This window comes from Paraburkholderia sp. DD10 (assembly GCF_049177125.1).
GTDB classification, from domain to species: Bacteria; Pseudomonadota; Gammaproteobacteria; order Burkholderiales; family Burkholderiaceae; genus Paraburkholderia; species Paraburkholderia terricola.
In genome coordinates this window covers 3992347-4015863 of record NZ_CP185393.1, presented here as the reverse complement: position 1 = coordinate 4015863, position 23517 = coordinate 3992347, and the positions used below count along the sequence as shown (strand labels likewise).

The following is a 23517-nucleotide window of genomic DNA, read 5'->3' as shown; positions in this document are numbered from 1 at the left end:
ACATTACCGCCGATACTTCAGCAGCCTGCTAAGGGTTTTGCTTTTTTTTGCCTTCGCGGCGCTTCGGTTGTTTGCTTGCGGGGTTGGCCTTTTCTTGCTTTCTTAGTGGTCTATTGGCGTTGCCCCTGTGCGGGGCGGCACTTACTTTCTTTGCCGCCGCAAAGAAAGTAAGCAAAGAAAGCGGCTCACACCGCTAGTTCTGAAGCGGGTCCTTTGGCTTGGAGGGGGCAGTGGCCCATCTGGAATCCGTGCCCTCGCGCATTCAATGTTAGTGACAAGGCAGTCATGCTTCCCGACTCGCGCTGCGCGCTCGTCGGAAGGGTCTGCCTGACAAACAGTGGGGCGTTTGGTAGTCAAGGTGCGCCGAGAGGCGCGACCACTACTTTCCTTCCGACAAGCCCCGCTCGAGCGCCGCTACGCCGGCCGGCAAGTCGACCTTGACGCCGAGGTCAACCATCGTTCTTCCAAGGGCGTGCACCGTGCGGAAAAGATTGTGCTCGCGGCACTGTTCCCCCATCTGCCCGATCCGCACGATCGGCAAACCGAAGGAGCCGGAAATCTCCACCTGATGCATCCGCGAAATATGCGCGCAGACATCGCCTGGACTGAGCCCGGCCGGCACCTCGATTCCCACCACCGAATTCAACCGGCACGCCGCCGGCGTATACAGTTGCAAACCCAACGCCGTCACGCCTTGCTGCAACGCCAGCGAGCATTTCAAATGCCGCGCAAAGCGCTTTTCCAACGTCTCGGCGCACACGAGACGCAACGCCTCGTGCAATGCCAGCACGCCCGACACCGGCGCGGTGTAGTGATACCCGGCGTTATGCCAGAAGTTCTCCGCCAGCGACGCATCCAGACACCAATGCGCATTCGGCGCCGTGCGCCCTTTCACTCGCTCCCACGCGGCGTCGGAAAACGCAATCAGCGACACGCCCGGAATCGACGACAGCCCCTTCTGCCCGCCCGTAATCACAGCGTCGATGCCCCACTCGTCCATCTCCAACGGCATCGTGCTCAGCGTGCACACCGCGTCCACGATGACCAGCGCGCCGGCCGCTTTCGCCAGTGCGGCAATGTCCTTCAGATGGTGGTTCCACACCGTATTCGATGTCTCGCCCTGCACCACCGTCACGATCTCGGGGCGCTCGCGGCGAATCGCCTCGGCGACCTGATCGAGACTCGCGACGGAACGGTCGTCGACGTCCAGCGTGCTCACCCGCGCGCCGACGCGGCGGCCCATTTCCGCCATCCGCTCGCTGAAGAAGCCGTTCCTGATGCTCAGCACACGCGTGCCTTCCCACGCGAGATTGCAGATCGCCATTTCCATCGCGGCCGATCCCGGTCCCGCCACGCCCAGCACCCATTTGGATTTCGTCTGGAACACGTAGCGCGCCATCGTCTTGACCTGGCCGATCACCTTCACCATCGTGCCGCCCAGGTGATTGATCACGACCGTGTTGGCCTTGGCGACGGCCGCGGGAATCGGCACGGGGCCGGCGCCCATCATCAGGAGCGGTTCTTCGGGAAGAATCGCGTCGAGCGATTCGACAACCGGACAGGGCACTGCGGAGGAAACGGAGGTGGAGGATGAAGTCGGCATGATCGATACGTGAATGTCAGGACGCAAAGGAGCAAGCGGCCTCGCCGGCACTACCGCCGGCGAGGCCGTCGGTCCGATCATTCACTGAACCGCGCGATTGCGCAAGTTGATTGCGCAAGTTTTTTGACCATGCCTTGCCGCCTGGCGCCGCAATGATCGACGTGTCGCAAACGCCGCCAGGCGCAATTGGCGCCACGCGCAATGAGCCGATGCCATAGCCGATGCAATGAGCCGACTCCAAGCCTGCGCCTCGCGCGCTCCAGACGAATGACCTCAGCAATCGAGCGATCGTGCCGACTCACGAATCGACGGGTTGGTCAGCCCTCCGCGCCATGCATTGGCTACCGTATACTGGCTAGCCCACCGCCTATATGCCGCGCCCCTCAGTTCGCCTCGATTCGCCTGTTCAGCGCCGGCACGCAATTCACGGAGCCGCTCATGCGCATGATCCTGTTCAGCAGCCGCCAGTACGACAGCGACACATTCACCGAAGCCAATGCCGCGCACGCTTATGAACTGCGCTTTCAGGAGTCGCATCTCGACCTGGAAACCGCCGTGCTCGCGCAGGGCTACGACGTGGTCTGCCCGTTCGTCAACGACACCGTCGACGCGGCCGTGCTCGAACGTCTCCATGCCGGCGGCACCCGCCTGATCGCGCTGCGCTCCGCCGGCTTCAATCACGTCGACCTGGCCGCGGCCGAGGGTCTCGGCATGACGGTCGCGCGCGTGCCGGCCTATTCGCCGCACGCGGTCGCCGAACACGCGGTCGGTCTCATCCTCGCGCTCAATCGGCGCTTGCCGCGCGCCGTCGCGCGCACACGTGAAGGCGATTTCTCGCTGCATGGGCTGCTCGGTTTCGATCTGCACGGCAAGACCGTCGGGGTGATCGGCACCGGCATGATCGGCCGCGTGTTCGGACGCATCATGGCGGGCTTCGGCATGCAGGTGCTCGCCTACGACCCAGGCACGCCGGCCGACGATCTGCTCGCGCTCGGCGCGCGCTACGTGCCGCTCGACACGCTGCTCGCCGAGTCGGACGTCGTCAGTCTGCATTGCCCGCTGGTGCCGGCCACCTACCATATGATCGACAGCCGCGCGCTCGCGAGGATGAAACGCGGCGCGATGCTGATCAACACGGGCCGTGGCGGTCTCGTCGAAAGCAATGCGCTGATCGGCGCGTTGAAGGACGGCCAGCTCGGCCACCTCGGGCTCGACGTGTACGAGGAGGAAGGCGGCCTCTTTTTCGAGGACCACTCGAACCTGCCGTTGCAGGACGACGTGCTCGCGCGTCTGTTGATGTTCCCGAACGTGATCGTCACGGCGCACCAGGCGTTCTTCACGCGCGAGGCGATGAGCGAGATCGCGCAGACCACGCTCGGCAACGTCGCGGCATGGCGGGCCGGCACGCCGCGCAATGTGGTGAGTCCCGCTCGTTAAGCGCCAGTTTGGGCAGCAGCCTCAAGCGAGCCGCGCTCGCGGACCCCAAGCGCGAGCCCCAAGCGCCAACCTCAATCGCCGCCTTCGCTCGTCAGCGTGGTCGGGCGGAGCGCGGTGCGGGCGTCGTCCGCGGCGCCGCAGATTTCGCGCAATAGCGCCGCCTCGCGCTCATGCACTTCCACCGGAAACCAGCGCGCCCCCGCGTCGGCCAGATAGCGCGCGCGATGCTGGCCGTTGCGAAACGCCACCACGCCTTCGCGCTCCAGACCCAGCCAGCCCAGCAGACCCGGCGCGCGACGCGTCGAGATCGTCACATACGGCATTTGCGGAATGCGCGGGTTCTCAGGATCGAGAAATTCGCGTATGCCGCGCACCTTGCCCGAGTGCCATTCGGCCACCGGCTTCAGAACATAATCGGTGTTGTCGCGGTCCGCGCAGGCGAGCAGCTTGCGCACGTCGACGAGCACGACTTGATGCCGCGTGCCGTCCGCGTCGAAAACGCGTTGCAGGCATACGTGGTCGTACCATGGATGGTGATGCAAAGGCACGATCCAGACCGTCCCGGCAGAAGCCGGCATGGCGGCCGACGATGATTTGGACAAGGACAAAGGCAGGCTCGATAAGCTGGCGAAAACTCGCCAGCGCGTTAAAAGAGCGCTAACGCTACGAGCCGATTGTGAAAGAGGCATGACAGGCCACCGTATTAATCACACTGCATGAGCGGACTGCATAAGCATGCTTCGTGCACGCACTCCATGAGCGCTCGGGAACGCGCCTCGTCACTGAAGGGAACACGCTGACATCTACGGAAACGACGATGATAACCACCCAAAATTTCAATGAACATGTGCGTATCGAAGCCGACGAGGATACGGGCGTCGCGACCCTCGTTCTCGAGCGGCCCGCGCGGCGCAATGCCGTGGACCGCCCCACCGCCGATGCGCTCGCCGCCGCGTTCCGCCGCTTCGAAGCGGAGCCGGCCTGGCGCGCGGCGGTGCTGTTCGGCGCGGGCGGCACGTTTTGCGCGGGCGCGGATCTCAGCGCGCTCGCCGACGACACGCGCCGCAACGAACTGCACGCCGACGGCAGCGGTCCAGGGCCGATGGGCCCGACGCGCATGAGCTTCAGCAAGCCGGTGATCGCGGCGATCGCCGGACATGCGGTGGCGGGCGGTCTGGAACTGGCTGCGATGTGCGATCTGCGGGTCGTCGAGGAAGACGCGGTGCTCGGCGTGTTCTGCCGGCGCGTGGGCATTCCGCTGATCGACGGCGGCACGATCCGCTTGCCGCGTTTGATCGGACTGTCGCGGGCGCTCGACCTCATCCTGACCGGACGCGCGGTGAACGCGCGGGAAGCGCTCGACTTCGGTCTCGCCAACCGCGTCGTCGCGAAAGGCGAGGCGCGCGCGACGGCCGAGCGTCTCGCTGCCGAACTGGCGGCCTTCCCGCAAGCGGCGCTGCTGGCGGACCGCCGCTCGGCGCTGCAAAACAGCCTGCTCGACGACTTCGCCGAGGCGCTGCGACGCGAAGGCGCGGGCGGCTATCAGGCGGTATTCGACGAGGGCGTCGCGGGCGCCGCGCGTTTTGCGCAAGGCGCCGGCCGTCACGGCAACGCGCTCGATCCAGACGAAAGCACCTGATGACGCACAGCCGTCGCACGCCGGAAAAGCGCACTCCGTAGCGGCTTTTCAGCAAAAAACAACAGCCGCCTCGACGGCCAGCGGCACTGTTTTGACTTAGAAGCTGTTGCGAAATTAAGTTTTGGGTCTGTTAAACTTTTCTGACTTGGTGTTAACTTCTTGTCTTGTTTTGCCTGACAGGAAGCAATGCCTAAAGAACTCATAGACGACGAATTGTGGTCACTCATCGAACCGCTTCTGCCCGCGCGAGCACCGCGCAATCGCCAGTACGCGGGCCGCAAACCGACGCCAGACCGAGCAGTGCTGACTGGCATCGTGTTCGTGCTGCGCTCGGGCATTGCGTGGAACCTGCTGCCGCAGGAAATGGGTTGCGGCTCAGGCACCGCCTGCTGGCGACGGCTCGTCGCATGGCAGAAGGCCGGTGTCTGGCAACGTATCCACGAAACGCTGCTGGCCGAACTGCGCCGCCGTGGCGAAATCGACTTAACGCGTGCCATCGTCGACAGCTCATCAATTCGCGCCATGCTGGCGGGAAAAAAACCGGCCCGAATCCCACGGACCGGCGCAAGCTCGGCAGCAAGCACCACCTCATCGTCGACGCGCAAGGCATCCCGCTCGCGGTCATCCTGACCGGCGCAAACCGCCACGACATTACGCAGCTCGATGCACTGGTCCAGGCCATTCCACATATCCGGGGCAAACGGGGACGTCCCCTGCACAAGCCGCAAATCGTTCAGGGCGACCGGGGCTACAGTTCCGAGCCACATCGGCAGCGCTTGCGCGAACGTGGCATCACGCCCGTGCTCGCAAAAATTGGCTCGCCCCATGGCAGCGGACTCGGCAAAACGCGTTGGCAAGTCGAGCGCTCGATTGCCTGGCTTCACTCGTTTCGACGCCTGAAGATTCGCTATGAACGCTACGCCCATATCCACAAGGCTTTCCTCTCGTTAGCTTGCGCCTTGATTTGCTGGACGCGCCTCAAGCCTTGGTTTAACTAATTTCGCAACAGCTTCTTAGGTAGAATCCCCTACTGCTTTACCCTTGCACAGCGCATGCGTTTTCGCCCCGAAAACGCGCGTCTGTCGCGCGGCGCTTCACGTCGCGCTGAATCCCGTTCGATCACCATGCCTTTGCCCCTGCTCGCTCTCGCCGTTGCCGCCTTTGGCATCGGCACCACCGAATTCGTCATCATGGGGCTGCTGCCCGATGTCGCCCGCGATCTGTCCGTCTCGATCCCGGCGGCGGGCATGCTGGTGTCGGCTTATGCGCTCGGCGTCACGATCGGCGCGCCGATCGTTGCGATCGCGGTCGCCAACATGCCGCGCAAGAAAGCGTTGATGAGCCTGATCGGCGTGTTCATCGTCGGCAATCTGCTGTGCGCGATCGCGCCGGGCTACGCGGTGCTGATGGCCGCGCGCATCGTCACGGCGTTCTGCCACGGCGCGTTCTTCGGCATCGGCTCGGTGGTGGCCGCGGGTCTCGTCGCGCCGAACCGTCGCGCGCAAGCGATTGCGCTGATGTTCACCGGCCTCACGCTCGCCAATGTGCTCGGCGTGCCGCTCGGCACCGCGCTCGGCCAGGCGGTCGGCTGGCGCGCGACCTTCTGGGCGGTGACGGTCATCGGCGTCGTCGCGGCGGCCGCGCTTGCCGTGTGCCTGCCCGCCAGGATCGAAATGCAGAAAGCGAGCCTCATGCGCGAATTCAGCGTGCTGAAGAACCCGCAAGTGCTGATGGTGCTCGGCGTCAGCGTGCTCGCGTCGGCCAGCCTCTTTTCCACCTTCACGTACATCACGCCGATTCTCGAGGACGTGACCGGCTTCACGCCGCATGCCGTCACTCTCGTGCTGTTGCTGTTCGGCCTCGGCTTGACGGTCGGCAGCACGCTCGGCGGCAAGCTCGCGGACTGGCGGCTGATGCCTTCGCTGGTGGCGTTTCTGCTGGCGATCGTCGTGATCCTGACGATCTTCGCCGGCACGATGCACAGCGAAATTCCCGCGATGATCACGATTTTCGCGTGGGGCGTGCTGGCCTTCGCGATCGTCCCGCCGCTGCAAATGCTGATCGTCGATCGCGCGAGTCACGCGCCGAATCTGGCGTCGACCTTGAACCAGGGGGCGTTCAATCTCGGCAATGCGACGGGCGCCTGGCTCGGCGGCATGGCGATCGGCGCGGGCGCGCCGCTCACCACCCTGCCGTGGGTCGGCGTGGCGACGTCGATCGGCGCGCTCGCGCTGACGCTGTGGTCCGTGTCGATCGACCGACGCGCGCAACGCATGGCGGTCGCAGGGTAAGCCAGCTGCGGATCTCCGCGGGCTAGCACGCTTGATGCTAGTTTCATCGCACATTGCACGGCATTTCGCTGAGCGGGCCATGCGTTCATGGCGCCCACGCCGGCAATGCGGAGAACGCCATGCAAACTCTGCCCTTGTCGCGCCGTTTTTACCTGCTGAGCGCGCTGATCTTTCTCTGTGCGATGACGTTCGGAAGTTGCGGAGGCGGCGGCGATGAAGCCGCGACCGGCGCGGCGACAGGCAGCGGCGCCGGCGGCTCGGGCGGCTCGGGCGGCTCGGGCACGTCCTCGGGCGGCACCGCGATGTCCGCCAAGGGCGACGTCGTGACCTATCACAACGACATCGCGCGCACCGGCCAGTACCTCGACGAAACCATCCTGACGCCGGCCAACGTCAACGCGGCAAGCTTCGGCAAGGTCGGCTTTTTCGCCGTCGACGGCAAGGTCGATGGAGAGCCGCTCTTCGTCGGCTCGCTGGCGATCGCGGGCGGCACGCATAACGTGCTGTACGTCGTGACCGAACACGACAGCGTATTCGCCTTCGACGCCGACACGGGCGCGCGACTATGGCAGGTCCGCACGCTGAAGGCGGGCGAAACGCCGAGCGACGACCTGGGCTGCGGGCAGATCACGCCGGAGATCGGCATCACCTCGACGCCGGTGATCGACCGCTCGCGCGGACCTCACGGCACGATCTATGTCGTCGCGATGTCGAAGGATTCCGGCGGCGGCTACCATCAGCGCGTGCACGCGCTCGATCTCGCGACGGGCGCGGAACTGCTGAACGGACCCACGGAAGTCGCCGCAAGCTATCCGGGCAACGGCGCCAACAGTTCGAACGGACGCGTCGTGTTCGCGCCTTCGTCATATGCCGAGCGCGCGGGTTTGCTCCTGCTCAACGGCATGATCTACACGACGTGGACCTCGCATTGCGACGCGGGCGCTTACACCGGCTGGATCATCGCCTACAGCGCCGACACGTTGCAGCAGACCTCCGTGCTCAATGTCACGCCGAACGGTTCCGAGGGCGCCATCTGGATGAGCGGCGCGGGCCCCGCGTCGGACGGCTCGTCGATCTATCTGCTCGACGGCAACGGCACGTTCGATACCACGCTGAACGCAAACGGTTTTCCGGCTCAAGGCAACTTCGGCAATACGTATCTGAAGCTGGGCACGGCGGGCGGGCTCTCGGTCGTCGATTACTTCGCGATGTCGAATATCGTGCAGGCGTCCGCCGTGGATGCGGATCTCGGTTCGGGCGGCGCGCTCGTGCTGCCCGATCTCACCGATGCGAGCGGCGCGGTTCGCCACCTCACGCTAGGGACGGGCAAGGACGACATCATCTACGTTCTGGATCGCGAGTCGATGGGGAAATTCAACGCCGGCGGCAACAAGATCTACCAGGAGATCGCGGGGCAATTGAGCGGCGGCGAGTTCGGCATGGCGGCTTATTTCAACGGCCGGATTTATTTCGGTTCGGTGGGCGACCATCTGAAGGCCTTCACGATCACTAACGCGCGCTTGTCGGCAACGCCGACCGGCCAGAGCGCGATGACTTTTCCTTATCCTGGGACCACGCCCAGCGTCTCGGCCAACGGCTCGGCGAACGGCATTGTGTGGGCGGCCGAGAACGGCAGCGTGGCGGCGTTGCATGCATTCGATCCGGCCAATCTCGCCACCGAGTTGTACAGCAGCAATCAGATGGGAACGCGCGATCACTTCGGCGCGGGGAACAAGTTCATCACGCCGATGATCGCTCACGGGAAGGTTTATGTCGGAACGATGAATGGCGTGGCGGTGTTTGGGTTGCTCAAGGGGTGAGGGGTCCGTGGTCCCGTGCCTTAGTTTCGCGCCGGCACGATCTCACCGACGCAGGTGCCGAAGCCCACCCGATAACCATCGCCCTGGCACCAGCCGGCAAGCGTCAGTTCGTCGCCGTCCTCGATGAAACCGCGCGTGCCGCCCTCCTTCAGCGCCAGCTGCTTCTTGCCGTTCCACGTCAATTCGAGCAGCGAGCCATACGAATCTTCCGTCGGACCGCTGATCGTGCCCGAGCCCATCAGATCGCCCACGCGCGTATTGCAGCCCGACACCGTGTGATGCGCGAGTTGCTGCGCCATCGTCCAGTACATGTGCTTGAAGTTGGTCCGCGAGATCGTGGTGGCCTGCTTGGCCTGCTGCGGGCGCAGCCTCACTTCGAGCGTGATGTCGAACGCATGCGCGCCGTCGTGGCGCAGATACGCAAGCGGCTGCGGTTCCTGCACCGGCTGCGCGACGCGAAACGGTTCGAGCGCGTCGAGCGTCACGATCCACGGCGAGATCGTCGTGGCGAATGTCTTCGCGTTGAACGGGCCGAGCGGCACGTATTCCCATTGCTGGATGTCGCGCGCGCTCCAGTCGTTCAGCAGCACCATGCCGAAGATATGCGCCTCGGCGTCCGCACACGCGATCGGCTCGCCCAACGCATTGCCGGCGCCGATCACGAAGCCCGTTTCCAGTTCGATATCGAGCTTGCGGCATGCGCCAAACACCGGACGCTCTTCGTCCGGCAGCTTCAATTGGCCGTTGGGACGGCGCACCGGCGTGCCGCTCACCACCACCGACGACGCGCGTCCGTTATAGCCGATCGGCATCTCTGACCAGTTCGGCAGCAGCGCATTCTTCGGATCGCGGAACATCGAGCCGACGTTCGTCGCGTGCTCCTTCGACGAATAGAAGTCGGTGTAGCCCGGAATCCGCACCGGCAGATGCAACCGCGCATCGGCCGCACGCACCAGCGCCTTCGCGCGCAAGCCGGCGTTGTCGCGCAAGGTCGCGGTATCGCGCGCGAGCAGGTGACTCAACTGAATCCGCACGCCGCGCCATGCATCGCGGCCGAGCGCGATGAAATCGTTCAACGTATCGCGCGCAAAAACATCGGCCTTCGACGCCGGCACGTTCAGCAATCCCGCCGCCTGCAACGCCGCCAGATCGACGATCTCGTCGCCGATTGCGACGCCCACGCGCCGCGCGTCGTTGTTGCTGTCGCTGAAAATACCGAACGGCAGATTCTGGATGGGGAAATCATGGTTCGAATCGTTGGCCGACTCGACCCAGCTCTTACGCGACGGATCGAGCGTCGCCTGAAGATCGCTCAATGCGCTCATCGTTGCTCCGGGTTGAAATGTTTCTTGAGGCCTTGCCAGCACTCGTAGTAATGCGCCTGCAATTGCGCGGTTTCGAGCGCGAAGCGGGTCGGCTTGATCAGCGTGCGCGTTTCGAACATGAAGGCCATCGTGTCGCCGACTTTGCTCGGCGTCGACGTGTCGCTGTGCGATGCCTTCTCGAACGTGTCGGCGTCCGGCCCGTGGCCTGTCATGCAGTTATGCAGACTCGCGCCGCCCGGCACGAAGCCCTCGGCCTTCGCGTCGTACACGCCGTGCACGAGGCCCATGAATTCGCTCGCCACGTTGCGATGGAACCAGGGCGGACGGAAGGTATCCTCGGCGGCGAGCCAGCGCGGCGGGAAGATCACGAAGTCGATCGCGTCGACGCCCGGTGTGTCGCTTTGCGATTGCAGCACCAGAAAAATCGACGGGTCGGGATGGTCGAAGCTGATCGAGCCGATCGTGTTGAAGCGGCGCAAGTCGTACTTGTACGGCGCGAAATTGCCGTGCCACGCGACCACGTCGAGCGGCGAATGGCCGATGTCCGCACGCCACAAGTTGCCGTTCATCTTGGCGACGAGTTCGAAATCGCCCTCGCGATCTTCATACGCCGCGTGCGGCGTGAGAAAGTCGCGCGGATTGGCGAGGCCGTTCGAACCGATCGGGCCGAGATCCGGCAGACGCAGCAGCGCGCCGAAGTTCTCGCAGATATAGCCGCGCGCCGGGCCGTCCGGCAGGCCCACCGCAAAGCGCACGCCGCGCGGGATCACCGCGATCTCGAACGGCTCCACGTCCAGCCGGCCCAGCTCGGTCGCGATATGCAGGCGCCCTTCCTGCGGCACGATCAGCAGTTCGCCGTCGGCGCTGTAGAAGAAGCGGTCCTTCATCGAACGGTTCGCCGCGTACAGGTGAATCGCGCAACCGCTCATCGATTCCGCCGCGCCGTTGCCCGCCATCGTCACCCAGCCGTCGATGAAATCGGTCGGCTCGGCCGGCATCGGCAAGGCATCCCAGCGCAACTGGTCAGGCGGCGTGGGCGGCACCTCGGCGAAATTCGCCACGAGCCGCTCCGAAGGCAGCGGCGCGAAAGGCTTATGCACGGCCGCCGGACGAATCCGGTACAGCCACGAACGGCGGTTGTGACCGCGCGGCGCGGTGAACGCGGTGCCCGACAGTTGCTCGGCATACAGGCCATAGGCCGCGCGTTGCGGCGAATTGCGGCCTTGGGGCAAGGCGCCCGGCAAGGCTTCCGTGGCGAATTCGTTCGCGAAGCCCGATTGATAGCCCGGCTCGATTTCTAGCCGTGAGCCGGCGGTAGCCGGCGTACCGGTGGCGGTGTTCATGCAAGGTTCTCCGTTGAGGCTCGATCTTGTCGGTTCCAGGCGGCCTGCGGCTCGATGCGCGAACCGGTGGCGTCGCCGCAGATGAATTTACGTATAGTAAAAGCAATTACGAATAGTGAAACTAACGTATACCCTGAAGACGACCCGGACAAGCCCCGGAAGCCCGTAACGACAAGCGTTCGGCCGATAACGTTATGAGCATTTTGTTCATGTGCGCACGGTGCGGACTGCTACCATCAATGGAATGCGGCAACCGAGTCGCGTTGCCGAGCGCCGAGCGCGTCCATTGCCAATCTTTCGCCTACATGATTCCGCCGACCATCCCCAACCTCATCGAGCGCGCCGCCCACCACCCGTTTCTCGGCGAACATCTGGCAATGGGAACGGGCGCGCATCACGACATCGCGCTCGCACGCTTCGACGGGCAGGAGCTCACCAGCGCTTACGAGCCGATCTTCGACATCAGCGTGCATGCGTTGGCGCAGTCGTTGTCGTCGGGTCCGGAGGGTGTCGACCGTTTCGGCGATGAACTCGGCTTTCAGGCGGTCACCCAGCGCCTGGACGGGCCGCCGTTCGAGGTATTCGATCCGTTCGACCGCATCGTCGACGATCAGGAACTGGTCGCGCTCGACCGCATGTCGCGCGCGCTGCACGCGATCAATTTCTTCGGGACGCAGCGGCACGGTCTGCTGTTTCTACGCGTGCACGAACGTCTGCTCAAGAGCGTGAAGTACGACCACGGACTGCATTTTTCGACCGTGCTGGTGTCGTTCGGGCTGAACCCGTCGCGGGTGGTGATCGAATTGCCGGCCGCGGCGGTCGCGCATAAGACCTTCCTCGGCTATCTGACGCAGAGCTATCAGCGCTACGGCTTCAAGGTGGCGGGCAATCTGTCCAATGCGGGGCAGATTTTGTCGGTGTCGGAAACCGCGCGGCTCGATTTTCTGAAGATGGACGCCGCGACCGCGTTGCGCGATGCGACCGTGAAACCGCTAGTGGGTTACGCGAACCGGTTGCGGATTCCGTTGATCTTCAATCGCGTGATGGATGAGCCGCAGTTCGTGGCCCTGCAACAGTACGACGTGCGCTTCGTGCAAGGGCCATTGTTCAACGCGCATTACCACGACCGGGCTGTTTGATCGGCGGCTTGATCGGCGGCTTGACCGGCTGGTTGATGTGGCTTGCGGTTGCACGCGCCGGCGCTTCGACCGTATCGCCCAGGCGCCGCGCGAGCGCCTTGAGCCGCGGCGCGACGGTTTCACGAAACACCTCCTCTCCCATCGACGACGCCGGCCCGCTGCAACTCAGCACCAGCCAGCGTCCTTCACGCGGCTCGCGAAACGGCACGGCCACCGCGTTCACGTCGTCGTGCCACGCGCGGAACGAATAGCAGCAGCCTTCGCCGGCGAACGCGGCGATCGACTTTTCCGCCTCCGCGATCAGCGCCGCGCCTGGCGCGCCTGGTTTACCCGCCGCTTTCCTGAGCTCGACGAGCAACGCGGCGCGCACGTCCGCCGGCTGCACGGCGAGATACGCGCGCCCCATCGAACTCGTCAGCATCGACAGTTTCGAACCCGATGCGAGCCCGAGCGTCAACGCGGTTTCGCTGCGGATCGTCTCCAGATAAATCATGTCGAGCCCGTCGCGGCAACCGAGCGAAACCGCCGCGCCCACCTCGCGCGCGAAATTACGCATATGCGGACGAGCCAGTTCGAGTGTGTCCGTGCCCGAAAGCAATGCGAATCCTAGCGAGAGCACGCCGGCGTCGAGCGCGTATTTGCCCAGCGTTTCATCGAGCCGCAGATAACCCAGCACGCTCAGCGTGTAAGCGAGGCGGTTGACCGTCGCCTTCGGCAAACCGGTGCGTTCGACGAAATCGCGATTGCCCAGCATCGTTTCGCCCGGCTTGAACGCGCGCAGCAAGTCCAGCCCGCGCGCGAGGGCAACGACGAATTTGCGCTCGTCGAGCGGTTCGGAGAGGGTGGATGCAGGCGTCATCAGGTGATACACTCGATCGGTGATTTGCAAAACATTGTTTCGCGTAGCGGAACATAAGTCAAGTTGGAATCAAGCAAGGAATCAGGAGATACGTCATGGCCGAGGCCGCGCAGTTTCACTGGGAAGACCCGCTGCTGCTCGATCAGCAGCTCACCGAAGACGAACGCATGGTGCGCGAGGCCGCCGCGGCCTATGCGCAGGACAAGCTGGAGCCGCGCGTGCTCGAAGCGTTCCGTCATGAAAAGACCCACATCGAGATCTTTCGCGAAATGGGTGAACTCGGCCTGCTCGGCCCGACGATTCCCGAGCAATACGGCGGCCCCGGTTTGAACTACGTCGCATACGGCCTGATCGCGCGTGAAGTGGAGCGCGTCGATTCCGGCTACCGGTCGATGATGTCCGTGCAGTCCTCGCTGGTGATGGTGCCCATCCACGAATTTGGCTCGGAGGCGCAGAAGCGGAAGTACCTGCCGAAACTCGCCACCGGCGAATGGATCGGCTGCTTCGGGTTGACCGAACCGAACCACGGCTCCGATCCGGGCAGCATGGTCACGCGCGCGAAGAAGGTGGACGGCGGCTATTCGCTGTCGGGCTCGAAGATGTGGATCACCAATTCGCCGATCGCGGACGTGTTCGTCGTGTGGGCGAAGCTCGAGGAAAACGGCAAGGACGCGATTCGCGGCTTCATTCTCGAGAAAGGCTGGAAGGGGCTGTCTGCGCCCACCATCCATGGCAAGGTGGGATTGCGGGCGTCGATCACCGGCGAAATCGTGCTCGACGAAGTGTTCGTTCCCGAAGAAAACCGTTTTCCGGAAGTCAGCGGCTTGCGCGGTCCGTTCACATGTCTGAATTCGGCACGCTACGGTATCGCCTGGGGCGCGCTCGGCGCAGCCGAAGCATGCTGGCACACCGCGCGTCAGTACGTGCTGGATCGCAAGCAATTCGGCCGGCCGCTCGCCGCGAACCAGTTGATCCAGAAGAAACTCGCCGACATGCAAACCGAGATCACGCTCGGACTGCAAGGCGTGCTGCGCCTCGGCCGCATGAAGGACGAAGGCACGGCGGCCGTGGAGATCACCTCGATCATGAAACGCAACTCATGCGGCAAGGCGCTGGACATTGCGCGGCTCGCGCGCGACATGCTCGGCGGCAACGGCATCTCCGACGAGTTCGGCGTCGCGCGGCATCTGGTGAATCTGGAAGTGGTCAACACCTACGAAGGCACGCACGACATTCACGCGCTGATTCTCGGGCGCGCGCAAACGGGAATTCAGGCGTTTTTCTGATGTCTTCCTGACATGCCGATAAAAAGCAAAAGGCCGGTTCACCTCGAACCGGCCTTTTTCGTTGCGGCGCCGCGCTGCAGCTAACGGCGCGCTTCACGGTGCATCAACCGCCTACTTGTTCGGCTGCGGCGTCATGCGCAGGTACGGACGCAGCGCCTTGTAGCCCTTCGGGAATTTCTGCTTGATGACTTCCTCGTCTTTCAACGACGGCACGATCACCACGTCATCGCCCTGCTTCCAGTTGCCGGGCGTGGCAACCGAGTGGTTGTCGGTGAGTTGCAGCGAGTCGATCACGCGCAGCACTTCGTCGAAATTGCGGCCCGTGCTTGCCGGATACGTGATGATCAGCCGCACCTTCTTCTTCGGGTCGATCACGAAGAGCGAGCGGACCGTGAGCGTTTCATTGGCGTTGGGGTGGATCATGTCGTACAGCTCGGCCACCTTGCGGTCGCCGTCGGCGAGAATCGGGAAGCCGACATTGGCGGCTTGCGTCTCGTTGATGTCCTTGATCCATTCCTTATGCGACTCCGCGCTGTCGACCGACAACGCGATCGTCTTCACGTTGCGCTTTGCGAACTCGTCGGCCAGCTTCGCCGTCAGGCCGAGTTCCGTGGTGCAGACGGGCGTGAAATCGGCGGGGTGCGAGAACAGCACGCCCCAGCTATCGCCCAGCCATTCATGGAACTTGATGCGGCCGACACTCGACTCCTGTTCGAAATCGGGTGCGATATCGCCAAGACGTAGACTCATGTTGCATCTCCTTTAAAGTATTCGGGCATTCCGCGCGAGCATTCGCCCGCGCCGCCCCGCCACGATAAATCATATGGTAGCGGCGGTACATGACGAACCAACATCGCGTCACTACTTTATGCGTTTTTGTAATTTTCACCGATATAGTGGAAACTTTGCGGGACAGATCAACTCCATCGGAGGCAAACTGTCACCTGCAATGTGTTGCGGGTCGTCGTGCAATGGCTTTGCTTCAACCGGGAACGGTTCGTGCGTTCGCTTGCGTCAACCGAGCACTGCGCTCGCCAGCGGCCGTTTCTTTGGTTACGATTCACGCGTGGCGTGAGACGAAGGGGAGCTGTCAATGTCGGAAGTCAACAAGGAGAGATTGATGTCGGATATCAAAACGGTCCTCGCGGACGCTGAAGATTTGCTGAAACAGGCCGCGAGCGCCACCGGCGAGCGCGCCTCGGAGTTGCGTGAAACGGCGCTTACGCGTCTGAAACAGGCGAAGGAAAAGGCGGCTGACGTCCAGGTCGTGGTGGTCGAAAAAGGCAAGAAGGCCGCCCGCGCCACCGACGACTACGTGCACGAGCATCCGTGGGCATCGATCGGTATCGCGGCGGGTGCGGGCGTGCTGCTGGGGTTGTTGATCAACCGCAAGTAACACGGTGACGCTGCCGGACGGTCGCGTCCGGCCCACTGGTAAATCGAGCGGACCGGCGCATGCCTGGCCGGTCCGTTTCTCCTGGCGCGCACCTTTGCACGCGCCGCCCAGGCCATCACGCGCAACGCCCACAGCCATGACGATCGAAACACAAACACAGCGCGCAGAACATAGTCCGTTACGCCGCATCGTCGGTTCGGTGTTCGCCATTCTGCAAACGCGGCTCGAACTGGTCGGCATCGAGCTCGCCGAGGAAAAAGACCGGCTGCTCGCCGTGCTATTCCTCGGTCTCGCCGCCATGATGCTCGCCACGATGGCCTTGATCGCCTTGACCGCGCTGATCGCCATTGCGTTCTGGGACACCTACCGATGGCAGGCGCTCGCCGGCATTACCGCCGTGTATGCGATTGCGGGACTAGTCTGTGCGCTGAAAGCGCGCAGCGGTTTGCGCAACGCACCGCTGGTGTTCGAGGCCACCCTTGCGGAGTTCGAAAAAGACCGCGACGTGTTCCGCAAACCGTGACAACCCACGCGCAACGGGTGTCGCTACGACGCCCGGCGCTCGCGTTGGGATTTCGTTGGGATATCGAGCGATTTGCAGCGCCGTTTGACTGCACCACCTTCACTGCCGCCGACACACCATGAGCCAAAGCCATTCCGATACCGCCTTCCGTGCCAAGCGCCAACCGGCCAAGGATCTGAGCGCGCCACACTTGCGAGCGTTGCGCAAGGAATTGCTGCTGGTGCGCGCGGATGTGGAGCGCATGGAACTCGCTCAGGCCACCATCGAATTGCGGCAGGCGGTCACGCATTTCAGTTGGCTCAAGTTTATTCTGCCGGGCTTGGGCGGCGTGCGCGTGGGCAAAGGAACGAAGTCGAGCTTGATCAACGCGGGGACCATTGGCGTGCTCCTCAAACAGTATCCCCTCATCAGTTCGATCGCCTCGCTGGTTCTCGCCAAACCGCTGCGTGCAACCGTCGCGGCAGGTGCAAAACCCGCACTGAAGTGGGGCGGCCTCGCGCTTGCCGCATGGGAAGCGTATCGGATCTGGCAGCAAATGAAGCGCGATTCCGCTGCGCCTCGTACCGTCAAGACCGAATCGAACCCGTAACGGTGAGCGCGGCATTGCTTCCGGCATAAGCCCTGCCTCTGCGTGGTTAGCCCGTATTCCAGCATTCGCCGCTTGTCGGCGCCACACCGTTTGCTCCATTCCTGTTGCCTCGCTGCCCCGTCGCGTCGAGCGTGAAAACCCCGCAGGGGTCGTCACGCATCGGACCGGTTTCGCTCGGCGCGGCCTCTATCGAATAGCCACCATTGGAATCGTCCGCCTGCAGCACGCGCAGCCGGTAGACCGCCGCGCCGAATTGCGGCGCCTGGTCCATGCCCGGCAACAGCGTGGACGCGCTGCCGCTTGCCGCGCCCTCGACGAATTGCGCGGCGCGATAAAGGGCGGACGCGGCGTCGATGCGATGCGTTCGCGCGACGTGATCGCGATACGAAGGTACGGCGAACACTGCCAGCGTGGCGACTATCGCCAGCGTGATCATCAGTTCGAGCAGCGTGAATGCGGATGTGTGCAGCCTTGTCATGGACCTCCCGTCAGAATGGCCGTGCGGCGACGTGGCGCCAATGACGCTCGATCGTTTCGTCCTCGATGACCAGTTGCATCTGCAGCCAGACCTGTGACTCGTTGTTACGGCCGAAGCCACGCGAGGTCAGCAGATAGGCTCGAGCATCGGCGCGGGTGCCGAGACGCCAGGCTTCGATCAGGCATTGCGGCGCGCGCACCGATCCTGGCCATTGCGCAAGGGGCGCGACGGCGTTCGCCTCGAAGGCGGCTTCGAGTTTCCATTGCGCCGGCTCTCCGGGCGCGGCCGGCATCGGCGTCACGGATGCTGCCGCGATGGCACTGCGCGCGCACAGGAGCAACGCTGAATCGGCGGCATGAAACGCCTGCAAATAATCGCGCACGTTGGTGGTGACGCGCGCCGCCGCAAGCGACGTTTCGAACCATGCCGCGGAGGTGGTCAGCATCATCGCTGAAATCAGCAGGACGATTGGCAGGACTGCGCCGCTTTGACGATCGCGGAATCGGCCGCCTGCCATGCGCATGATGCGTCCGAGATATTGCGGCTGCTCGCGGCCTCGTGAATGCTTCCCGCAAGCGCAGCGCAACGCCAGTTTGCTTCGACGTTTCACCATCAAGAGGCCTCCGCATGATTGCGTATCGCGACTCGCCGCGAGAACGCCTGCCGAGCGCGCGAATCCGCCCCAGGCATGCTGACGCCGTCGCAATCGACGTAGGGCAAGCGCTGGCTCCGTGGCGCGCCGCGCACCAGCACACAGAGATCGACCGCAACGATGCTGGCCCATTGATCGGCCGTCACCGCCGAAGCGTCGACCGCGCTCGGCGCGCCTGCCAGCCAGTACTTGAGCCGCACCCGTTCGACGCCTTCGATGAGCGGCTGCGCGAATCCCACCCTGCCGCTGCCTTCGCAGTAAAGCTCGGGCTCGCCCGTCGAACCACTGACGCGGGCGAAATATCGATTGACCACGGGCACGCCCTGGTCGCCGAGCACCGCGCCGCTGTTCGCCACGGCCTGACCGAGACAGTCGGTTGTTTGTCCGCTCGCGGAGGGCCACGTGGAAACGTTGTCTCCCACGTAACGAACGGCCACGCCGTCCGAGTGACCGGGCAACGTCTCGCAGGCAAGACTGTCGTCGGCCCCTGTCGGGCGACCGCCCGAACATCCGAACAAGGGCGGCGGACTGTTGTAACGCGCGACGTCCGCGGGCACGAAGCCGGCCATTTGTAATTGCTGGCCAACCAGCGTAAGCGCCGTCAAGCCGGCTTCGCGAATGCGCATCGCATCGCCCGCGTGTTCGAATGCGGAGCGCTGCGTGGTATACAGCGACACCGCACCCGCGGTCACCACCAGTCCCAGCGCCATGGCGATTACAAACTCGACCAGCGTATGGCCGCGTTGGCTGCGTTGGTCGCGTTGGGCGCGTTGGGCGCGTTGGTCCCGTTGGTCGCGTTGGTCCCGTTGGTCGCGTTGGGCGCGTTGGGCGCGTTGGGCGCGTTGGGCGCGTTGGGCGCGTGCACGATACAGGCGCCGCGTCATTTCGCGAACGCCAGCGCAACGCATGAGGAACCCGCAGGGACGTCCACGCCGCCGCAAGACTCGGGCTTGTCGATCACGTCGTCGGCACCTGGCATGTCTCGCACGGACGCCCATGTGACGCGCGCAAAAGAGACGCCGCCACTTTCAGCCACCGAGGCCTGACCTTGCGGCAGAAGAGCGGCTGCATGCACGCTCCATTGCCTGATCGCGGAGTCGCCAGCGGAGGGCTCGCGCATCGTTTCCGCGACGGAGTCGGCGATCCACGCCGCGTGTTCGCGCATTGCCATCGCACGAGCTTCGCGCGCGCTCCACACCTGACCGGCGATCAACCCGAGGGCCGTGACGGCCATCAACACGACGGCCAGCATGACTTCGATCAGCGTGCTGCCGCGGCGTTTCGATCCGCGGCGGCTTGACCATCGGCTCTGTGAATATCGCCTCATGACTCCGCCCCGCATGCCCCTTCGACGATCCGCACGCGGCCGCCCGCCGCGATCCGTAGGCAACGTCGCCACTTGTCTCCCTGCGTCGCCTTGGATGGCGCGCGCGGTCCGATATCAAAGCTGCGAAAGGTGCCGATCAACTGTCCCGCCGGCGGCGTAAACGTGAGATTCGTTTGCGTGCCGACAATGCTTACCGCCGCCAGCAGAGGATGCGCGCGCAACAGCGACACCGTGCTGCCCCGCTCGGCCAGCACCGCCCAGCCGCACGACCAGTCGGTCACGCCATCGCCGCACGGTTGCCCGGCGGCGAGGCAATGCCGCGCCGCGTCGATCCGGCACACCGTGACTCGTGCGCCGCGTCGTAGCGCTTCGCTGCGCGCATAGGCGAGCGTTGAAGCGAGCGCCTTCGTGCGCGCGTCGACCTGATCGCGCACGTGCCACGCGACGAACGACGGCGTTGCCATCACCGCGATCACCGCCAGCAGCGCGACGACGGCCAGTGTTTCGACAAGCGTGAAGCCGCGGCACGGCCGCATGAAAAACGCATCCGCTTTCATCTGCATCCCTGCTCGTTACAAAGAATGCAGCCAATCTAGCGATTTGCAAACGCGCCAACAATCGGCCGAACGGCCAGGTGGCGCTCAGACGCCATCCCGCGCAAAAATGCACGCGACCAAACATCATGGGGAGCGGGAGATGCGAATGCGCGAGACAACGCGGCAAAAGACGGCACCTCGAACACGACGCGAGGCGCGACAGCGATTAGCGCTTGCGAGAAGGCTTGGGAGGCGAGGAGGCGCGGCGGAATTCCTCGATGACGTCCTCGAATTCGGAGACGTCTTCAAAGCGCCGGTAGACGGAGGCAAAGCGAACATAGGCAATCGTGTCGAGTGCGCGCAGCTCGTTCATCACGAGTTCGCCGAGGCGCTCGCTGCGCACCTCGCGCTCGCCGCTGCCGAGCAACAGATACTCGATTCGGGCGACCGCCGCGTCGATCGCGTCCGCCGCCACCGGCCGCTTGCGCAGCGCCAGTTGCATGCTCGCGACGATCTTGCGGCGATCGAATTCGGTGCGGCTGCCATCCTTCTTGACGACCGACGGCAACGCCAGCTCGACCCGCTCGTACGTCGTGAAACGTTTGTCGCAGGCCGGGCAGCGGCGCCGCCGCCGAATCGTCGCGCCGTCTTCGGACACGCGCGAGTCGACGACCTGCGTATCGGCGTGACGGCAGAAGGGGCAGTGCATGACGGCTTAGCGGTAGACCGGGAAGCGCTGGGTCAGCTCGGCGACTTGCGCGCGCACACGTTCGAGCGTGGCGGCGTCTTCCGGGTTGTCCAGCACGTCGGCGATCAGGTTGCCCACCTGCTCCGCTTCCTTGACGCCGAAGCCGCGCGTGGTCATGGCCGGCGAGCCGAGACGGATACCGCTCGTCACGAACGGCTTTTCCGGATCGTTCGGAATCGCGTTCTTGTTGACCGTGATGTGCGCGGCGCCGAGCGCCGCTTCCGCTGCCTTGCCGGTGATCTTCTTCGCGCGAAGATCGACCAGCATGACGTGGCTTTCGGTACGGCCCGAGACGATGCGCAGACCGCGCTTGACCAACGTTTCGGCCAGCACGCGTGCGTTTTCGACGACCTGCTGCTGATACGCCTTGAATTCCGGCGACAGCGCTTCCTTGAACGCGACGGCCTTGCCGGCGATCACGTGCATCAGGGGACCGCCCTGGATGCCGGGGAAAATTGCCGAGTTGATCTGCTTCTCGAACTCGGCCTTCATCAGGATCACGCCGCCGCGCGGGCCGCGCAGGCTCTTATGCGTGGTGGTGGTGACGAAGTCGGCGTGCGGCACCGGGTTCGGGTAGACGCCGGCGGCGATCAAACCCGCGTAATGCGCCATGTCGACCATGAAGTAGGCGCCAACCGACCTGGCGATCTTCGACAGGCGTTCGAAGTCGATACGCAGCGCGAATGCGGACGCACCCGCCACGATGAGCTTCGGCTTGTGCTCCTGCGCGAGCTTCTCGGCTGCGTCGTAGTCGATGTCTTCAGCCTCGTTCAGGCCATAGCTCACCACGTTGAACCACTTGCCCGACATGTTGACCGGCGAACCGTGCGTGAGGTGACCGCCGTGCGCGAGGCTCATGCCCATGATCGTGTCGCCCGGCTTGAGCATGGCGAAGAACACGCCCTGGTTCGCCTGCGAACCCGAATTCGGCTGGACGTTCGCGGCTTCTGCGCCGAACAGTTGCTTGACGCGGTCGATCGCCAGCTGCTCGGCGATATCGACGAATTCGCAGCCGCCGTAGTAGCGCTTGCCCGGATACCCTTCGGCGTATTTGTTGGTGAGTTGCGAGCCTTGCGCAGCCATCACGGCCGGGCTCGTGTAGTTTTCCGACGCGATCAGTTCGATGTGCTCTTCCTGACGGCGGTTTTCCTGCTCGATGACTTTCCAGAGTTCAGGATCGACGTTGGCGATGGTGCTTTGGGCTCTGTCAAACATACGGATTCCGTTGAGTGTTTTCAGGTTGACCGGATTGTGCGCCGAATCTTGCGTAGAGGGTACGCGGCGCTGCTGGCGGCTGGGCCAGCCCAGACGTGGCGGAAGGAGAGTCGCCGCACACGCGAGGCAGGACAGCCACCGTCAGCGCAGATCGATGCGCGCGGATCACGGCTGCCCAGGCGAACGGCAAAACGGCACCCTGCGCTTCACGGTGGGTTGTTCCACCTTGAACCCGATTGCTTGAACCGGTTCTATCGCCAGTCACGCAGGGATGAGCGCGTTAGTTTATTGGAAGAGGATCGAATAGGCAACCGGCTTCCCGCCGCCGCCGCGGGCACTTCCGAAGCGGGCCATGGCGTCGTTGTATGCGGCGCGCAAACGTCTGAGGAAGGGCGGCCCGGAGGCCGTTCCGCATCCCTCCCAGAGCCGCTTGTAAGGCTGGTTCATCCTTGCCGCAGCGCCGCATTGGAAGTAGGCTTGGGGCCTTTCTCTCCAACCGACCAGGGAACTGCAATGATTGTGTTCGTCACCGGAGCGTCCGCGGGATTCGGCGCCGCCATCGCTCGCGCTTTCGTGAAGGGCGGCCATCGGGTCGTCGCCACCGCGCGCCGCAAGGACCGCCTCCAGGCGCTCGCCGACGAACTCGGCGACGCGCTTCTGCCTTACGAGCTCGACGTGCGCGACCGCGCCGCCGTCGAAGCCGTGCCGGCCGCGTTGCCAGCCGATTTCGCGGCGCTCGACGTGCTCGTGAACAACGCCGGCCTTGCGCTCGGCGTGGAGCCGGCGCACAAGGCGAGCCTCGACGAATGGAACACGATGATCGAGACCAACTGCACCGGCCTCGTGCAGGTTACGCACGCGCTCCTGCCCGGCATGGTGGAGCGCAACCGCGGGCATATCTTCAACCTGGGCTCGGTGGCCGGCCGCTGGCCCTACCCCGGCGGCAACGTCTACGGCGCCACCAAGGCATTCGTGCGCCAGTTCAGCCTGAACCTGCGCGCCGATCTGGCCGGCACCGCGCTGCGCGTGACCGACATCGAGCCGGGCCTGTGCGGCGGCACGGAATTCTCGAACGTGCGTTTTCGCGGCGACGACGAAAAAGCCGGCAAGGTCTATGAGAACGTCCAACCGCTCACGGCGGAGGATATCGCCGACTCGATCTACTGGATCGCCACGCGCCCCGCGCACGTCAACATCAACACGATCGAGCTGATGCCGGTCGCGCAATCATTCGCCGGTTTGGCCATTCATCGCGGCTAAAGCCCGCCAGGCGGGACGCACATCTTGAAACAGACCTCCTGGTGTGCGTTC

Annotated in this window: 22 protein-coding genes, 2 pseudogenes and 1 riboswitch; of the genes and pseudogenes, 11 read left to right on the top strand and 13 right to left on the bottom strand. The window is 64.1% G+C overall.

Annotated features, from left to right (window positions below):
• Window positions 1-379: 379 nt before the first annotated feature.
• Entirely contained in the window at window positions 380-1603 is a 1224-nt protein-coding gene (locus ACOCG7_RS33525; RefSeq protein WP_114161928.1) for a pyridoxal-phosphate-dependent aminotransferase family protein, read from the bottom strand.
• A gap of 438 nt (window positions 1604-2041) precedes the next feature.
• On the opposite strand from ACOCG7_RS33525, the gene ACOCG7_RS33520 reads away from it, so the two are divergent.
• Window positions 2042-3040 carry a 2-hydroxyacid dehydrogenase gene (locus ACOCG7_RS33520; RefSeq protein ID WP_114161926.1) on the top strand — a complete coding sequence of 333 codons (999 nt, stop codon included), beginning with the start codon at window positions 2042-2044 and terminating at the stop codon, window positions 3038-3040.
• Window positions 3041-3111: 71 nt separating this feature from the next.
• Here ACOCG7_RS33520 and ACOCG7_RS33515 read toward each other — a convergent pair whose 3' ends face one another.
• Window positions 3112-3729: a plasmid fertility inhibition factor family protein gene (locus tag ACOCG7_RS33515; RefSeq protein WP_083084513.1), complete on the bottom strand. Its 618-nt coding sequence runs from the start codon at window positions 3727-3729 to the stop codon at window positions 3112-3114.
• Window positions 3730-3857: 128 nt separating this feature from the next.
• On the opposite strand from ACOCG7_RS33515, the gene ACOCG7_RS33510 reads away from it, so the two are divergent.
• The 4 genes from ACOCG7_RS33510 to ACOCG7_RS33495 all read left to right on the top strand — a co-directional run bounded on the left by ACOCG7_RS33510 (window position 3858) and on the right by ACOCG7_RS33495 (window position 8790).
• On the top strand, window positions 3858-4679 hold the full coding sequence (locus ACOCG7_RS33510; protein WP_114161925.1) for a crotonase/enoyl-CoA hydratase family protein: 822 nt from the start codon (window positions 3858-3860) through the stop codon (window positions 4677-4679).
• Window positions 4680-4865: 186 nt separating this feature from the next.
• Window positions 4866-5677, top strand: a protein-coding gene (locus ACOCG7_RS33505; protein WP_421378936.1) for an IS5 family transposase whose coding sequence is annotated in 2 segments (ribosomal slippage) — window positions 4866-5205 and window positions 5205-5677 — 813 coding nt in all. Because the reading frame shifts where the segments join, the coding sequence is not laid out codon by codon here.
• A gap of 126 nt (window positions 5678-5803) precedes the next feature.
• The gene (locus ACOCG7_RS33500) at window positions 5804-6970 is read left to right on the top strand and encodes an MFS transporter (protein WP_114163419.1); all 1167 of its coding nucleotides are present in this window, start codon (window positions 5804-5806) and stop codon (window positions 6968-6970) included.
• A 119-nt stretch (window positions 6971-7089) separates the two neighbouring features.
• Window positions 7090-8790, top strand: coding sequence for a PQQ-binding-like beta-propeller repeat protein (locus ACOCG7_RS33495; protein WP_114163418.1), 1701 nt, complete (start codon window positions 7090-7092; stop codon window positions 8788-8790).
• Window positions 8791-8810: 20 nt separating this feature from the next.
• Here the strand turns inward: ACOCG7_RS33495 and fahA are convergent, their stop codons facing one another.
• Window positions 8811-10115, bottom strand: a complete 1305-nt coding sequence (fahA, locus tag ACOCG7_RS33490) for a fumarylacetoacetase (protein WP_114161923.1) — start codon at window positions 10113-10115, stop codon at window positions 8811-8813.
• Window positions 10112-11458 (bottom strand): homogentisate 1,2-dioxygenase, encoded by a 1347-nt coding sequence (gene hmgA / locus ACOCG7_RS33485; RefSeq protein ID WP_114161922.1) that lies wholly within the window; start codon window positions 11456-11458, stop codon window positions 10112-10114. Before hmgA ends, fahA begins: the two co-directional genes overlap by 4 nt.
• Before the next feature lie 305 nt (window positions 11459-11763).
• Between hmgA and ACOCG7_RS33480 the strand changes: the two genes are divergently transcribed.
• Window positions 11764-12597 carry an EAL domain-containing protein gene (locus ACOCG7_RS33480; RefSeq protein ID WP_073428169.1) on the top strand — a complete coding sequence of 278 codons (834 nt, stop codon included), beginning with the start codon at window positions 11764-11766 and terminating at the stop codon, window positions 12595-12597.
• A 73-nt stretch (window positions 12598-12670) separates the two neighbouring features.
• On the opposite strand, the pseudogene ACOCG7_RS33475 reads toward ACOCG7_RS33480, so the two are convergent.
• Window positions 12671-13456, bottom strand: a pseudogene (locus tag ACOCG7_RS33475) (IclR family transcriptional regulator); the annotation flags it as partial.
• Between the two features lie 95 nt (window positions 13457-13551).
• Here ACOCG7_RS33475 and ACOCG7_RS33470 point away from each other — a divergent pair.
• Window positions 13552-14742: an acyl-CoA dehydrogenase gene (locus ACOCG7_RS33470; protein ID WP_114161921.1), complete on the top strand. Its 1191-nt coding sequence runs from the start codon at window positions 13552-13554 to the stop codon at window positions 14740-14742.
• Window positions 14743-14853: 111 nt separating this feature from the next.
• Here the strand turns inward: ACOCG7_RS33470 and ACOCG7_RS33465 are convergent, their stop codons facing one another.
• Window positions 14854-15492: a peroxiredoxin gene (locus ACOCG7_RS33465; RefSeq protein WP_073428171.1), complete on the bottom strand. Its 639-nt coding sequence runs from the start codon at window positions 15490-15492 to the stop codon at window positions 14854-14856.
• A gap of 343 nt (window positions 15493-15835) precedes the next feature.
• Between ACOCG7_RS33465 and ACOCG7_RS33460 the strand changes: the two genes are divergently transcribed.
• The 3 genes from ACOCG7_RS33460 (at window position 15836) to ACOCG7_RS33450 (ending at window position 17250) form a co-directional block, all read left to right on the top strand.
• Complete coding sequence (locus ACOCG7_RS33460) at window positions 15836-16138, top strand: DUF883 family protein (protein WP_028198798.1); 303 nt, start codon at window positions 15836-15838, stop codon at window positions 16136-16138.
• 136 nt (window positions 16139-16274) lie between these two features.
• Entirely contained in the window at window positions 16275-16661 is a 387-nt protein-coding gene (locus ACOCG7_RS33455; RefSeq protein WP_073428172.1) for a phage holin family protein, read from the top strand.
• 118 nt (window positions 16662-16779) lie between these two features.
• Complete coding sequence (locus ACOCG7_RS33450) at window positions 16780-17250, top strand: DUF3318 domain-containing protein (RefSeq protein WP_073428173.1); 471 nt, start codon at window positions 16780-16782, stop codon at window positions 17248-17250.
• 46 nt (window positions 17251-17296) lie between these two features.
• On the opposite strand, the gene ACOCG7_RS33445 is transcribed toward ACOCG7_RS33450, so the two are convergent.
• The 7 genes and pseudogenes from ACOCG7_RS33445 to glyA form a co-directional block, all read right to left on the bottom strand.
• Window positions 17297-17728: a type IV pilin protein gene (locus ACOCG7_RS33445; protein ID WP_114161920.1), complete on the bottom strand. Its 432-nt coding sequence runs from the start codon at window positions 17726-17728 to the stop codon at window positions 17297-17299.
• A 10-nt stretch (window positions 17729-17738) separates the two neighbouring features.
• Window positions 17739-18251, bottom strand: a complete 513-nt coding sequence (locus ACOCG7_RS33440) for a pilus assembly PilX family protein (protein ID WP_244219958.1) — start codon at window positions 18249-18251, stop codon at window positions 17739-17741.
• 89 nt (window positions 18252-18340) lie between these two features.
• Window positions 18341-19123 (bottom strand): annotated as a pseudogene (locus tag ACOCG7_RS33435) (PilW family protein); the annotation flags it as partial.
• 137 nt (window positions 19124-19260) lie between these two features.
• A complete protein-coding gene (locus ACOCG7_RS33430) occupies window positions 19261-19707 on the bottom strand; it encodes a type IV pilus modification PilV family protein (protein ID WP_114161918.1) in 447 nt (148 codons plus the stop codon).
• Window positions 19704-20270 carry a GspH/FimT family pseudopilin gene (locus ACOCG7_RS33425; protein ID WP_167449645.1) on the bottom strand — a complete coding sequence of 189 codons (567 nt, stop codon included), beginning with the start codon at window positions 20268-20270 and terminating at the stop codon, window positions 19704-19706. Before ACOCG7_RS33425 ends, ACOCG7_RS33430 begins: the two co-directional genes overlap by 4 nt.
• A gap of 199 nt (window positions 20271-20469) precedes the next feature.
• On the bottom strand, window positions 20470-20952 hold the full coding sequence (gene nrdR, locus ACOCG7_RS33420; RefSeq protein ID WP_012431825.1) for a transcriptional regulator NrdR: 483 nt from the start codon (window positions 20950-20952) through the stop codon (window positions 20470-20472).
• A gap of 6 nt (window positions 20953-20958) precedes the next feature.
• Window positions 20959-22206 (bottom strand): serine hydroxymethyltransferase, encoded by a 1248-nt coding sequence (glyA, locus tag ACOCG7_RS33415; protein WP_114161917.1) that lies wholly within the window; start codon window positions 22204-22206, stop codon window positions 20959-20961.
• A 166-nt stretch (window positions 22207-22372) separates the two neighbouring features.
• Window positions 22373-22481: riboswitch (ZMP/ZTP riboswitch) on the bottom strand.
• 238 nt (window positions 22482-22719) lie between these two features.
• Between glyA and ydfG the strand changes: the two genes are divergently transcribed.
• Window positions 22720-23466: a bifunctional NADP-dependent 3-hydroxy acid dehydrogenase/3-hydroxypropionate dehydrogenase YdfG gene (gene ydfG, locus ACOCG7_RS33410; RefSeq protein ID WP_073428179.1), complete on the top strand. Its 747-nt coding sequence runs from the start codon at window positions 22720-22722 to the stop codon at window positions 23464-23466.
• Window positions 23467-23517 lie beyond the last annotated feature (51 nt).